This window comes from Fructilactobacillus sp. X2R1C1, assembly GCF_059901435.1.
Genome location: NZ_JBWXUV010000082.1, coordinates 1 through 278 on the forward strand (window position 1 = coordinate 1; position 278 = coordinate 278).

Here is a 278-nt window from a genome sequence, read left to right on the forward strand (position 1 = left end):
ATATACGAATTAGCAACGAAATTTCCTAACTCAGGAAGTGTGACAGTATCTTTAAATGAATTTATTCAACGATTATCTAATGAATTAAAAATAGATGATTATAATCAATTGATTAGTATTTTGGTTAATATAATGCTGATATCGCCCAAATCAATGCCACAAGAAGCTGCTGCTATAAGTCGGATTCTTGAGATAGAATCAAATTCAGATAAAACATCAAATTTCAGTAAAGAAAATAAAACAAATAAAATAGTGAAAGATATTATCAAAAAACTAGT

At 26.6% G+C, this 278-nt stretch carries 1 protein-coding gene; it reads left to right on the plus strand.

Going from position 1 to position 278, the window contains the following annotated elements:
* Positions 1-39: 39 nt before the first annotated feature.
* A partial coding sequence (locus tag AC6UDG_RS07580) for a hypothetical protein (protein ID WP_500706971.1) occupies positions 40-278 on the plus strand: 239 nt, incomplete at its 3' end.